Origin of the sequence: Colwellia sp. C1TZA3, assembly GCF_007954265.1 — a bacterium.
GTDB lineage: Bacteria > Pseudomonadota > Gammaproteobacteria > Enterobacterales > Alteromonadaceae > Cognaticolwellia.
Genome location: NZ_VOLS01000012.1, coordinates 47,307 through 60,607, shown reverse-complemented (window position 1 = coordinate 60,607; position 13,301 = coordinate 47,307). Strand labels below are relative to the sequence as shown.

Below are 13,301 nucleotides of genomic sequence, written 5' to 3'. Positions count from 1 at the left end.
AATGGCAGCCAAAAAACGTGTTGTTATTAGAAATCATAGCGCTGAAGCCAATTTATTTGCCCGCCGTACTTTTATCACCTTTATAGCTATCATCGTACTTTCATTGGTGCTATTTAGTAATATTTATAATCTTCAAGTTAGCTCCTATGAAAAATACCAAACACGCTCGAACTCCAACCGTATTAAACTTTTACCTGTCGCCCCTAATCGAGGCTTAATCTACGATAGAAACGGTGTTTTACTGGCTGACAATACCCCTGTTTACAGTTTAGAAGTGATCCCCGAGCAAGTAAATGACATTAAAAAACGCTTGTCAGAAGTTAGTCAACTATTAGATATAAGCCAAGAAAAACAAGACAAACTACTTCAAGCGATGAAAAGTAAACGTCGCTTTAAACCGATAGAGCTTTACTCACGTTTAAGCGAGCAACAGGTCGCCTTATTTTCGGTCAATCAGCATAAATTTCCTGGTTTTTTTATTGATGCGCGTTTAAAGCGTTATTATCCTTTTGCTGAATTAACTACCCATTCGCTTGGCTATGTCGCACGTATTAATGGCAGAGACTCACTCGCGTTAGAACAGCAAGGCTTAGCTGAAAACTATGCCGCTACGCGTAATATTGGTAAGCGCGGATTAGAACGCTATTACCAAGATATTTTACACGGCACCATTGGCCACCAAGAAGTTGAAATTAATAATCAAGGTCGGATCATTCGTACCTTAGACTTTACCCCACCAATCCCAGGTAAAGACCTAACCTTAACCTTGGATATTGAGCTACAAATGATCGCAAAACGGGCACTTTCGGGTAAACGTGGCGCGATTGTCGCCATCGACCCAAGAGACGGTGGTGTACTCGCGATGTATTCAAACCCAAGTTTTGATGGCAATCTGTTTGTGCATGGCATTAGCAGCAAAAAATATAAAAAACTTCTAGCTCCACAAAGTAATAAACCCTTACTTAACAGAACATTACAAGGTTATCCACCCGCTTCAACAATTAAACCCTTGTTAGCCATTACCGGTTTAGACGCGGGGGTGATTACGCCGGAAACAGAAATTTATGATCCGGGTTTTTATCAACTCCCCGGTATAGAAACTAAACGACGTGATTGGAAAAAATGGGGCCATGGCAAAGTCAATTTAACTAAGTCGCTAGAGCAATCTTGTAATGTTTTTTACTACGATTTAGCCTATAAATTGGGCATTACCCGCATTAGTCAAATGATGAGAAAATTTGGCTTCGGTGAATATACCGGTATTGATCTGCATGAAGAAAGTCGTGCAATTATGCCCAGTATTGCATGGAAAAGAGCCCGTTATAATAAACCTTGGTATACTGGTGAAACCCTATCAGTAGGTATTGGTCAAAGTTATTGGTCAGTCACGCCACTGCAATTATCACAAGCCTTATCCATTTTAGTCAACAAGGGTGAGATTAAGGTGCCACACTTATTAAAAGCAAGCACTGAAGTAGTTACTAACGACAAAGATACTAGCACAGGGCAAACCATTATTACTGAATATGTTGTTGATGAAAAACAACCTATTGTCCTGAAAGACCAACATAGCTGGGATCTGGTTTTAGACGGTTTACATAATACCGTGCAAAATTTTGGCGCGACCGGCTATGCCGCATTTAAAGGCAGTAAATATGATGCAGCAGGTAAAACCGGCTCCGCACAAACCGCTAACATCGAGCAAGGTGAAGAATATGATGCGAGTAAAGTTAAAGAAAGTAAACGCGACAATGCCATGTTTATTGCTTTTGCTCCGTTTGAGAAGCCTGAGATAGTGATTGCGGTTGCGATAGAAAATGTCGCCGAAGGTGGTGGTGGCGCAAACGCTGGACCCGTGGCACGCCAGATTATGGATCAGTATTTTGGTGATCGCGAAATTGTCAGTAAAGACCCACGCAAGCATCCACATCATAGCAGCGACTTTCAACAAAACATCAAAAATTCAGCAGGTAATCCTTAGTGCGTAATACTGGACATGATCAACATCAACAGCGTACTTTATGGCAACGATTACATATTGACTTGCCATTATTAATGGGCCTTTTAGCTTTACTAACACTAGGGTTATTTGTCGTCTATAGTGCCGGTGGACAAGAGTCTGCCGTGCTAATAAGACATGCAAAGCGTGTCGGCCTAGCACTATTTGTGATGTTTATTGTCGCGCAAATTCCGCCCTTGTCTTATCGAAGATGGGCGGTACCTGTATTCATTATTGGCTTAATGTTGTTAAGTGCCGTACTACTATTTGGCCATATTGGCAAAGGTGCTCAACGTTGGTTAGATCTTGGTTTCACTAAATTCCAACCCTCTGAAATTATGAAACTTGTCATGCCTATTATGATCGCTTGGTATGTTAGTCAATACGATTTACCAATCAAAATATCTAAAATAATTATCGCCTTTATTTTAGTCTTAATACCTACCTTACTGATTGCTAGACAACCAGATTTAGGCACGTCTTTACTGATCGCAAGCTCAGGTATATTTGTTATATTTCTTGCTGGTGCCAGTTGGAAGCTTATCGGGGCCTGTGTTGGCTTAGCGTCTGCATTTGCGCCAGTCTTATGGATGTTTTTGATGAAACCTTATCAAAAACAAAGAGTGCTAACATTTTTAAATCCTGAACAAGATCCCCTCGGCTCAGGCTACCATATTATTCAATCTAAAATTGCCATCGGCTCTGGTGGTATAAATGGTAAAGGCTGGTTACAAGGTACACAATCGCAACTAGAGTTTTTACCTGAGCGCCATACTGACTTTATTTTTGCCGTATTTAGTGAAGAGTTTGGCTTAATTGGCGTCGGCTTATTGTTAACCGTATATTTGGCCATTGTTATGCGCGGTTTATGGATTGCGGTTAATGCTCAGCATGCCTTTACTAAACTTTTGGCTGGCAGCTTAACCCTGACATTTTTTGTTTATATCTTTGTTAATATCGGTATGGTCTCAGGTTTATTGCCTGTGGTTGGTGTACCCCTACCTTTAATTAGCTACGGCGGAACTTCGATGGTGACATTAATGGCAGGATTTGGCATGCTTATGGCAGTAAGCACTCATAGACGATTTAATATCTAACAAAAGTAATGGCAGATGAAAAAATCACCTAATAAATGACTGATGTAAATAATAATAGAGTCTACTGATATTTATGGCGAAACTAAAAATCACCCAACACATTTACCTATGTGTACTGATAATACTTGTCTCGGCTTGTAGCGCTAACTATGGTCGCTACCAACAAAAAAATGACAGTACGCCAACCCGCTTACCTACCGCTAGCGAACTTCATGATGCTACGCCGCGAGCTGAAGCATTTAGCCATGGTGGTAATAAAGACTATCAAGTACGCGGTGAAAACTATCAAGTATTAAACAGTGCAGAAGATTTTAGCCAAGCCGGAACAGCCTCTTGGTATGGCCGAAAATTCCATGGTCACTTAACTTCTAATGGTGAAATTTACGATATGTATGCCATGAGTGCCGCCCATAAGAACTTACCTTTACCGAGTTATTTAAGAGTTGTTAATAATAGCAATGGGCTATCAGTAATTGTTAGAGTTAATGACCGCGGTCCTTTTCATCAAAGCCGCATTGTCGATTTGTCATACAGTGCCGCCTATAAGCTCGATATGTTAGAAACAGGTACTGCCAATGTGACCATTACAGCAATAACCGACTTTACGCTTAATGGTTTAGCCCAACTTCAGGAAGAAAGTCCACGCTCAGTAAATAACACAGAAAAAATTACGCCTTTGCTAGAAACAACGGTTTCAACTATGGCTAAAACAATAATAAAAAGAAAATTTGAGCTCGTAACAGCAACAGCATCACCATTAGACGTTTTGGCTACAACACAATATATTCAGGTATTTGCTAGTAAGAGTCAGACTCAAGCGACCAAACTTGCTAAAGCGTTAATGAAGCAATATCAAATAAATAGCCAATTAGAACAAATAAATGGAATTTTTCGTGTTCTCGTTGGTCCGATAAAGCGCAGTGATGACTTAGCAAGATTATTGTTAGCGATTAAAGCCGATGGTTACCCTAAAGCTTTTATCCGCCAATAACTTTATTCTTTTTTTTTCTTTTTAATGAAAAATAACTTACTGCAACTTAAAGTATACAAAAAATCAGCATAATTCATCAAGGGTAACAAATTGATGGTAGAGCTGATTAGAATTAGAAATAAAAAATGTTATACTGCATAAAATTTTTATAATCTCCATTAAATGACAGCGCTGTAGGACAATTATGCCCCAAATCAAGGTTACTCGAGTACCTAAAAAACCGATAAAATTACTAACTATTTTAGGCTCTGTATTATTAAGTGTTTGCTGCCTTTCTCATGCACAAACTATTATCCCACCCGCTCCCGAAGTAAGTGCTAAAGGCCACATTTTAATAGATTATGCCACCGGTAAAGTTATTACAGAAAGTAATGCTGATATCTTACTTGCTCCGGCGAGCTTAACCAAAATGATGACCAGTTACATCATAGGTAAAGAGCTCGAAAATGGTAATATCAATAATGATGATCCGGTTAGAATTAGCGAAAAAGCTTGGGCAAAAAATTTCCCCGAATCATCAAAAATGTTTATTGAGGTCGGTACGGAAGTATCAGTAAGCCTGCTAAATCAAGGTATTATCGTTGCATCAGGAAATGACGCCTGTGTGGCTATGGCTGAACATATTGCCGGTAGTGAAGGTGCATTTGCCCAATTAATGAATGCCCACGCTGAACAATTAGGCATGTACAGTAGCTTTTTTGAAAACAGCCATGGCTTAGACAGTAAAGAACATAAAACCACAGCGCGTGATATGGCAACACTGGCCATTGCCCTTATTCGCGATGTACCCGATGAATACAAGTTGTATCGCCAAAAATCTTTTACTTATAACAATATTAAACAATATAACCGCAATAGTTTATTGTGGGATAAAAGTATGAATGTTGACGGTTTAAAAACCGGTCATACCTCGCAAGCAGGCTATAGTTTAGTCACCTCAGCCACTAAAGGTGATATGCGCCTAGTTAGTGTCGTTATGGGTACAGACAGCGAGCGCGCTCGTAAAGTAGAGAGTAAAAAGCTACTGAACTACGGTTTCCGTTTTTACGAAACATATACGCCATATAAGGCGGGTGAAAAATTTGTTAGTGATAGAGTGTGGATGGGCGATAGCAAAGAAGTTGATTTAGGTATTATGGTTAATACCCCAATTACCATTCCTCGTGGTCAACGCAAAAACTTACAGGCGAATTTTGAATTAGACAAGCAACTCACAGCGCCGCTGCAAAAAGGTGAAGTGGTCGGCAAATTGTTTTTACAACTCGACGGTGAAGATATTGCTCAATACCCATTAGTAACCCTGCAAGAAGTTCAAGAAGGCAGCCTGTTTAATAAATTGATGGACTATGTAAAACTTCAATTTATTAACTAATCTTCATCACTGTTTTGTGGGCCCTGCGACACTATTATACCAGTTCCATTAAGTTTGTGATCTTGTTGTGCGCAGGAAAAATAAATCAAGGTAAGGCGCTCGATTGAGCAATAGCTGGCTATTGGGATTGAGAGCAACACAGCCTTGAGCTATTTTAACTAGTACAAGTGAGCAATAACTTAATGGGATTGGTATTACTTGCACAGAAAACTTAGCCTAGGCTAAGTTTTCTGCTTTTATTTGGATGTATTAGAAAATAAAATTACCATCAAACGTTGATATTAGTTACTCTCCCCCTCATTTATAGCCAATAACTAGCCTCGACTAGTCACATTCGTAGCAAATAGTGTTAAAATATCACCAATTGGCACATTCAGCCGCTTAAATTATTACCACATGGATTGGTTTATTTACCACTAACTCGAATATGCTAGCCATGATTAAAATAGCTACAGCATATTGGTTTTTTACCGATTAAGAGAAAAAAATGAATACTAAATTTGATGAATTATTAGATTTCCCCACCGTACTAAACTTTAAAGTTATGGGTATAGCGTGTGACGAGTTGCCAGACTTAGTTGTTGGTGAGTTGCAAAAGCATACGCCTGGTGATTATGCACCAAAGGTAAAACCAAGCTCGAAAGGAAATTATCATTCAATTTCAGTGGTTGTTACCGTTACCAGTAAAGCACATATTGAAACAATATATAAAACCTTGAATGCCATTGAGCAAGTACGTTACGTACTTTGACCCTACTACTTATCCGGTGTATTCCCATTATTATTTGGCTATAATACCTGTAATAAAATCTATAGAGATGTATTTTGAAAAACACATTGATTATTCGGCAACTGAATAACCTCGACTATGTCGAAGTTTGGCATGCCATGAAAAATTTCACCGATAATCGAGATGAAAATACCGCTGACGAACTTTGGCTGGTGGAGCATCCACCAGTATTTACTCAAGGGCAAGCAGGTAAAGATGAGCACCTACTTATGCCTGGAGATATACCCGTGGTAAAAGTGGATCGAGGTGGACAAGTTACTTATCACGGCCCTGGCCAACAAGTGGTCTACTTTATGATCAATCTACGCCGCAGAAAAATGGGCATAAGAGCACTGGTTACGCTAATTGAAGATGGCATCGTAGCCGCAATGGCAGATTTTGGCATTACGGCAACAGCAAAGCCTGACGCACCCGGTGTTTATGTCGAAAATAAAAAAATTGCCTCTTTGGGATTGCGAGTACGTAAAGGCTGCTCTTTTCATGGTTTGGCATTAAATGTTAATATGGACTTATCACCATTTCTACGCATTAACCCCTGCGGTTACCAAGGCTTAGAAATGATACAAACAATCGATTTACAGGGCCCTGCCACAGTAGATCAAGCGGGTGACTCATTGGTAAAACACCTAAGTGAGTTATTAAACACCCAGCATTTATCTTATCAAACGGGATTGGAAATAATACATGACCACTAAATCATCACAAATTACCCCAGGCACTAAACTACGCGATGCCGAAAAAATGGCGCATATTCCTATTAAGGTTATGACTTCTGAGCGCGAAACTATGCTAAGAAAACCTAGTTGGTTACGCATTAAACTGCCAAAAAGTTCAGAGCGTATTGATGGTATAAAAGCAGCATTACGTAAACATAATTTACATTCGGTTTGTGAAGAAGCGTCATGCCCAAATTTATCAGAATGTTTTAATAACGGCACAGCAACTTTTATGATTTTGGGTGATATTTGTACCCGTCGTTGTCCATTTTGTGATGTTGGCCATGGCCGCCCAATGGCGGTAAATAAAGAAGAGCCACGCAAATTAGCCTTAACGCTAAAAGACATGAAGCTGAAATACGTGGTAATCACTTCTGTTGACCGTGATGACCTTCGTGATGGCGGCGCACAACAATTTGTTGATTGTATTACCGAAATTGCCGAGCATTCACCACAGACTAAAGTAGAAATTTTAGTCCCTGATTTTCGTGGCCGCATGGATCGCGCTTTAGAAATTTTAAATACCCATCCACCTGGTACCTTCAATCACAACCTCGAAACCGCACCGCGTTTATATACTAAAGCTCGCCCAGGCGCTAACTACCAATGGTCGTTAGATCTATTGAAAAAATTTGGTGAGGCCAACCCAAGTGTACCGACTAAATCAGGTTTAATGGTCGGCTTAGGTGAAACTAACGAAGAAATTATTCAAGTGATGCGGGACTTACGTGCTCATGGCGTTACCATGCTAACTATTGGCCAATACTTACAACCGAGTAAACATCATTTACCGGTCGAGCGTTACGTTCACCCAGATGACTTTGCTATGTTTAAACGTGAAGCAGACAAAATGGGCTTTGATCACGCAGCATGTGGCCCACTCGTGCGTTCTAGCTACCATGCTGACAAACAAGCTGCTGGTGAAGAAGTAAAATAATACCAGTTCCATTAAGTTTGTGATCTTGTTGTGCGCAGGAAAAATAACTCAAGGTAAGGCGCTCGATTGAGCAATAGCTGGCTATTGGGATTGAGAGCAACACAGCCTTGAGCTATTTTAACTAGTACAAGTGAGCAATAACTTAATGGGATTGCTATATACCCGTTCCACTTCAAGATGCAGTTTCAGAGTTAAGCTAGGAAATCAGATCAAGGCGCGATACGAAGGTAATGGTTATTCTCGGTAACTGCTCCTGCGTTACCCTAATGTCCTACATCCATGTAGGAACCTTATCAAGTAGTGCACAGGTTTTTTGTTCCAGACAAAACCTAAGTACATACATCCATGTATGCAACGCTGGACTGGTTTTCTAGCTTAGCTCCCTACGGGCAAGCCGATAAAGGGTCATCTCCTGCGTTATGGATTTCGACAATATTCCCACAGGGATGTGGGTTATTAGAGCAACGCAGGAGCAGTTGCCAAGAATAACTATTCTCTTCAATCAATGCCTGGTACCTAACCCTTTCTCGACTTGCACAAACCTGCACCTTGAAGTGGAGCGGGTATAAGATCATATCGCTAAGTTAATTCACCTTAACGATACAAAATAAAAAAGCTAGCAGATAAAACTGCTAGCTTTTTTATTATGAGTAAATCAAACCTGACGCTTTTTCTTATTGCGAATAAATCAGACACGGCTAACGTCTCGCTTGATAGGTTTATTACGCAAAAATAGCGCTAAAATCCCGCCAATCAATGCGGTAATCGCCGCAAAATCAAAGGTTATCACTGCGCCAATACCCTCTTGCCATAATAAGCCCGCTACATAGGCACCAATCGCACCACCAACACCATAAACCCCACCGATATAAATCGCTTGACCTCGACTCTGTTGGTTCGCGTTAAAGTGCTGTTGAATAAAGCTAATACTGGCACTATGGTATAAACCAAAACTTAGTGCGTGGATCAGTTGGGAGAATGCCAGTGCCATATCGCTATTGGCAAAATGTCCCACAACAAACCAACGTAATGCCGTCAATAATATGCTCATGCTAATTAAAGTTTTTAGCGAGAAACTCTTAAAGAAAATAGCGGCAAAAACAAAAACCCCAATTTCAGCCACCACACCAATAGCGATAAAAATGCCGATTAAAAATCCCGAGTAAGCTAAATTCTTAAGGTATAAAGCAAAAAAAACATAATAAGGGCCAAAGCTCATTTGCAACATTAAGCCCGCGAAAAAGAATAACAAAAAGTTACGGTTGAACACTTTAGCTTTAATAGAAACACTGTTAATGGAGGTTTTTTTGGCTATCCGAGGTTGCTTATTAAGCAATGTTGAGATAAAAAGCCCTACTAATATAACAATACCAATATAACTAAAGGCTTCGGCAGAATAACGCTCAATCAGTTCACCACTGAGCATAGCAACAATGACAAAACCGATACTGCCCCATAAACGAATACGGGCATATATTTTTGCACTTTTGCGAATAGAGTTAAGGGTCATCACTTCAATTTGCGGTAAAATTGAAGTGATAAAGAGACTAAACATTGCCAAACTAAACATTAATGGCCAGTAACTGAATGTCCAAATAATCAAACTAAAACAAAGCAATGAAAGTAATGAACCTACTTTTACTATCGTTAGTTGTTGACCTGACTTGTCAGCAAGTTGCGCCCATAATGACGGCGCTACTATTTTTGTTGCGGTGATCACCGCTAATATTTCGCCAATTTCTAGCGAGGTAAAACCTCTGGCATCAAGAAATACAGCCAAAAAAGGTACGATTAAACCTAAGAGACCAAAATACCAAAAATAATTTGTCGACAAACGCATGAATTGTTTTGAAGCCACTAGGTTAGCCTACCATCACTTGGGTATTTAACCGCAAGCTTAACGTTCAATATCTGGCGTTTGACAAATTACATCCATATTTTGTGCACGATGTCTCAAGTAATGATCCATCAAGGTCAAGGCTAACATGGCTTCAGCAATTGGTACCGCACGAATACCGACACAAGGATCATGACGGCCTTTGGTCACAATATCGGCAGACTTACCCGCTAGATCAACTGTTTTACCACTAACACCGATACTAGAGGTTGGCTTTAAGGCAATCGACGCAACAATAGGTTGGCCTGAAGATATCCCCCCTAAAACACCGCCAGCATGATTTGACGCAAAACCCTCAGGCGTTAACTCATCTCTGTGCTCAGAGCCTTTTTGATTAACCACAGCAAAGCCATCGCCAACTTCTACCGCTTTCACGGCGTTAATACCCATTAATGCGTGTGCAATATCTGCGTCTAAACGATCAAAAATAGGTTCACCTAAACCCACCGGCACATTATTCGCTACTACCATCAACTTAGCGCCGATAGAGTCTTTTTTACGCATAATGCCGCGTAACAATTCATCTAATTGTTCAAGTTTATTCGCATCAGGAAAGAAAAATGGATTTTCTTCAACAATATTCCAATCAATATTGTCAGCACATACTTCACCAATTTGAGTGACACAAGCTTGAATAGTGATACCGAACTTCTGTTTTAAATATTTTTTTGCTACCGCACCAGCCGCCACACGCATTGCGGTTTCACGGGCAGAAGAGCGACCACCACCACGGTAATCACGAATGCCATATTTTTGCCAGTAAGTATAATCCGCATGTCCTGGACGAAATGTCTTGGCGATATCACCATAATCTTGCGAACGTTGGTCGGTGTTTTCAATTAATAAACCAATAGGTGTGCCGGTAGTTTTACCTTCAAAAACACCCGACATTATTTTGACTTCGTCCGCCTCTCGGCGCGCGGTGGTAAAGCGTGAGGTGCCCGGTCGGCGGCGATCAAGGTCAAGTTGTAAATCAGCCTCGCTAAGTTCTACACCCGGAGGACAACCATCAATAATCGCTCCTAAGCCTAACCCGTGGCTTTCACCAAATGAAGTAACCGTAAATAGCTTACCAAAAGTATTACCTGACATAATGAATCTACCCGTAAAAAATGATGAGATACCAAATCGCTTAATCAATTGGTATCAGAGTGCCTAACAAACTACTCTAAGCAGCTGTTTGGTATTAATTATTTATTGTCTGAAAATCTTGCTGATGATTTTCTAGTTGTGCTTTAGTTAAGCGAAACACGCCATGGCCACCTCGTTCAAACGCTAGCCACTGAAATGGCACGTTTGGAAAAGCAGCACTTAAATGGATTTGTGAATTGCCCACTTCACAAATCAATACACCATTATCGTGCAGGTGACTCGCGGCTTGCGCCAAAATTTTTCGTACGATATCTAAGCCATCAAAACCACTGCCTAAGCCCATTACTGGCTCGTGTAAATATTCTTGCGGCAATGCATCGACATCTTCTTGATCAACATAAGGTGGGTTTGTCACTATTAAGTCATAGCGTTGCCCTACCACGCCAGAAAAAACGTCAGATTCAATTGGCATAACTTGTGCTGATAAACCATGACCTTCAATATTGATCTGTGCGACATTGAGCGCATCAATTGAGAGGTCTGCCGCATCAACTTCTGCTTCAGGAAACGCAACAGCGCAGGCAATGGCAATACAGCCACTACCAGTGCATAAATCTAAAATTTGCTTTGGCGCATGCTCAATTAAACCGGAAAATTTATTATCGATTAACTCACCTATTGGCGAACGTGGCACTAGCACCCGTTCATCGACATAAAACGGTAAGCCGCAAAACATCGCTTGATTGGTTAAATATGCCGCAGGTAGCCCTTCAACAATTCGCCGCTCAAACAACTGTAAAATCGCTATTCGCTCTTGGGATACCAAACGACATTGCATAAGATCATTGGATATTTCTTGCGGTAAAGCCAGTTGATGCATCACCAAAATAAGCGCTTCATGCCAAGCATTGTTTGTACCATGACCAAAATACAACTCAGCCTGATTAAACTGACTAGCACCAAAACGCACATAATCATTAACCGTATGCAATTGCTCGCTTACCTCTGCAAAATTTATTATTTCCACGTTTTCCTCAGGTTTTATTATCATAACACTTGTTTTTTATTATACTTTCACTTGTTATTGTTCGTCGATGTTTTTAGACTTAATAAATGAAATTCAAATACGTGCCAAATGTGGAAGAAAAAAATTTATTTAAAGATGCCATAGGTAAGGTAAAACCTATGGTGCAGGACAGAATACACCCGGTAAAAAGAACCAGCAAGCAGAAAAACTCTTTAGCAAAACAAAAAGATAAAAAAGCCCTAGCTGAGTTTCATTTCTCTGATGAATTTGAACCTGCGCTGAATCTTAACGGTCCGCTAAAGTATGTTCGTGATGGTGTTGATAGTTTTGAAGCTAAAAATTTACGCCGTGGTCAATACGTCCCTGACTTAATTTTAGACCTACACGGCCTTGATCAGCACCAATCAAAACGTGAAATCGCCGCATTACTAGCCGCTTGCGAAAAAGAACACGCGCAATGTGTTTGTATCGTTCATGGTTTAGGTGGCGGTATATTAAAAACTAAAGTGCCGCACTGGTTAGTACAACACCCTGATGTGATGGCTTTTCATCAAGCGCCACTAGAATGGGGCGGCAATGGCGCCATACTGGTTTTAGTCGAACTAAAAGACAAGTTTAGTACTGATTAACCTCAAGGCTCAACGGGCTATTAGATCAAAAAACAAGGTCAAAAAGTATAATGGCAACCTAGCCCTAAAGTTCATTAGGTAGTACTTTCACTAGGTGACATTAACCTAATAAGTTCGCCATGCATTTGATCGGTATCATAGTCAATTTGCGCTACTGAGCCAGTTTGAAATATTGGCATAGTGTTATCACTGGTCAGTTGAGCCACCAAGTAGCTCACCAAAGGCATATGCGACACTAATAATATTTTCTGGTATTGCTCAACAGCGCAAACGGCATCAAGATAATCATGAACATCTTTAGCACTATCTTCTGGCGTAATAATACTTAACGTTTGCCTATTAGCTACCTGACCTAACTGGCTAATTACAGCATCTGCCGTTTGTTGTGCGCGTAAATATGGGCTAACAAAAATACAATCAAATATCAGACTATTTTCTAATAACCATTGTCCCATAATTTTGGCTTCTTTGACGCCGTTTTCAGTTAATGGTCTAAGTGCATCAGACGGCGCAACCATTTCAGCTTGTCCGTGACGCATAACGAAAATTTGCATAAACACCTTAATTTCAACACGACTTGATCGTATATCCAGACAATATGAGTCAGGCATATTCAAGTAGTTTAGCTATAGTTCTCAATAATTACGGCTATAATAAAGGAATTGTTTAGCTTTTTATAACAACTATTAAGAATAAAATGGACTCACCTTATTCCTTAGGGTAATTTAGAATGATTATGAATAGAGCATAGTCA

At 40.2% G+C, this 13,301-nt stretch carries 12 protein-coding genes; 8 read left to right on the top strand and 4 right to left on the bottom strand.

The window, feature by feature from the left end; translation table 11 throughout:
- The first annotated feature begins 1 nt into the window (after nucleotide 1).
- The 7 genes from mrdA (at nucleotide 2) to lipA (ending at nucleotide 7,902) form a co-directional block, all read left to right on the top strand.
- Nucleotides 2-1,981 carry a penicillin-binding protein 2 gene (gene mrdA / locus ESZ39_RS05670; RefSeq protein WP_146878873.1) on the top strand — a complete coding sequence of 660 codons (1,980 nt, stop codon included), beginning with the start codon at nucleotides 2-4 and terminating at the stop codon, nucleotides 1,979-1,981.
- Nucleotides 1,981-3,096 (top strand): rod shape-determining protein RodA, encoded by a 1,116-nt coding sequence (rodA, locus tag ESZ39_RS05665; protein ID WP_223270252.1) that lies wholly within the window; start codon nucleotides 1,981-1,983, stop codon nucleotides 3,094-3,096. The genes mrdA and rodA overlap by 1 nt, the downstream gene beginning before the upstream one ends.
- A 73-nt stretch (nucleotides 3,097-3,169) precedes the next feature.
- Entirely contained in the window at nucleotides 3,170-4,087 is a 918-nt protein-coding gene (locus tag ESZ39_RS05660) for a septal ring lytic transglycosylase RlpA family protein (RefSeq protein ID WP_146878870.1), read from the top strand.
- Between the two features lie 184 nt (nucleotides 4,088-4,271).
- Nucleotides 4,272-5,459: a serine hydrolase gene (locus tag ESZ39_RS05655; RefSeq protein WP_146878868.1), complete on the top strand. Its 1,188-nt coding sequence runs from the start codon at nucleotides 4,272-4,274 to the stop codon at nucleotides 5,457-5,459.
- 487 nt (nucleotides 5,460-5,946) lie between these two features.
- Nucleotides 5,947-6,210, top strand: coding sequence for a DUF493 family protein YbeD (gene ybeD, locus ESZ39_RS05650; protein ID WP_146878866.1), 264 nt, complete (start codon nucleotides 5,947-5,949; stop codon nucleotides 6,208-6,210).
- Between the two features lie 71 nt (nucleotides 6,211-6,281).
- A complete protein-coding gene (gene lipB, locus ESZ39_RS05645; RefSeq protein ID WP_146878864.1) occupies nucleotides 6,282-6,944 on the top strand; it encodes a lipoyl(octanoyl) transferase LipB in 663 nt (220 codons plus the stop codon).
- Nucleotides 6,934-7,902 carry a lipoyl synthase gene (gene lipA / locus ESZ39_RS05640; RefSeq protein ID WP_146878862.1) on the top strand — a complete coding sequence of 323 codons (969 nt, stop codon included), beginning with the start codon at nucleotides 6,934-6,936 and terminating at the stop codon, nucleotides 7,900-7,902. The genes lipB and lipA overlap by 11 nt, the downstream gene beginning before the upstream one ends.
- A gap of 688 nt (nucleotides 7,903-8,590) precedes the next feature.
- On the opposite strand, the gene ESZ39_RS05635 is transcribed toward lipA, so the two are convergent.
- The 3 genes from ESZ39_RS05635 to prmB all read right to left on the bottom strand — a co-directional run bounded on the left by ESZ39_RS05635 (nucleotide 8,591) and on the right by prmB (nucleotide 11,918).
- Nucleotides 8,591-9,760, bottom strand: a complete 1,170-nt coding sequence (locus ESZ39_RS05635; RefSeq protein WP_223270251.1) for an MFS transporter — start codon at nucleotides 9,758-9,760, stop codon at nucleotides 8,591-8,593.
- 39 nt (nucleotides 9,761-9,799) lie between these two features.
- Nucleotides 9,800-10,891: a chorismate synthase gene (gene aroC / locus ESZ39_RS05630; protein WP_146878860.1), complete on the bottom strand. Its 1,092-nt coding sequence runs from the start codon at nucleotides 10,889-10,891 to the stop codon at nucleotides 9,800-9,802.
- A 94-nt stretch (nucleotides 10,892-10,985) separates the two neighbouring features.
- Nucleotides 10,986-11,918 (bottom strand): 50S ribosomal protein L3 N(5)-glutamine methyltransferase, encoded by a 933-nt coding sequence (prmB, locus tag ESZ39_RS05625; protein WP_223270250.1) that lies wholly within the window; start codon nucleotides 11,916-11,918, stop codon nucleotides 10,986-10,988.
- An 86-nt stretch (nucleotides 11,919-12,004) separates the two neighbouring features.
- Between prmB and smrB the strand changes: the two genes are divergently transcribed.
- Nucleotides 12,005-12,547: an endonuclease SmrB gene (smrB, locus tag ESZ39_RS05620; RefSeq protein ID WP_146878856.1), complete on the top strand. Its 543-nt coding sequence runs from the start codon at nucleotides 12,005-12,007 to the stop codon at nucleotides 12,545-12,547.
- A gap of 74 nt (nucleotides 12,548-12,621) precedes the next feature.
- On the opposite strand, the gene sixA is transcribed toward smrB, so the two are convergent.
- Nucleotides 12,622-13,101 carry a phosphohistidine phosphatase SixA gene (gene sixA / locus ESZ39_RS05615; RefSeq protein WP_146878854.1) on the bottom strand — a complete coding sequence of 160 codons (480 nt, stop codon included), beginning with the start codon at nucleotides 13,099-13,101 and terminating at the stop codon, nucleotides 12,622-12,624.
- Nucleotides 13,102-13,301 lie beyond the last annotated feature (200 nt).

Bases quoted from the DNA above. Each gene is read 5' to 3' on its own strand.
- smrB (WP_146878856.1), top strand. From the start codon at position 12,005: ATGAAATTCAAATACGTGCCAAATGTGGAAGAAAAAAATTTATTTAAA.
- ESZ39_RS05660 (WP_146878870.1), top strand. From the start codon at position 3,170: ATGGCGAAACTAAAAATCACCCAACACATTTACCTATGTGTACTGATA.
- ESZ39_RS05655 (WP_146878868.1), top strand. From the start codon at position 4,272: ATGCCCCAAATCAAGGTTACTCGAGTACCTAAAAAACCGATAAAATTA.
- mrdA (WP_146878873.1), top strand. From the start codon at position 2: ATGGCAGCCAAAAAACGTGTTGTTATTAGAAATCATAGCGCTGAAGCC.
- lipA (WP_146878862.1), top strand. From the start codon at position 6,934: ATGACCACTAAATCATCACAAATTACCCCAGGCACTAAACTACGCGAT.
- ybeD (WP_146878866.1), top strand. From the start codon at position 5,947: ATGAATACTAAATTTGATGAATTATTAGATTTCCCCACCGTACTAAAC.
- sixA (WP_146878854.1), bottom strand. From the start codon at position 13,101: ATGCAAATTTTCGTTATGCGTCACGGACAAGCTGAAATGGTTGCGCCG.
- aroC (WP_146878860.1), bottom strand. From the start codon at position 10,891: ATGTCAGGTAATACTTTTGGTAAGCTATTTACGGTTACTTCATTTGGT.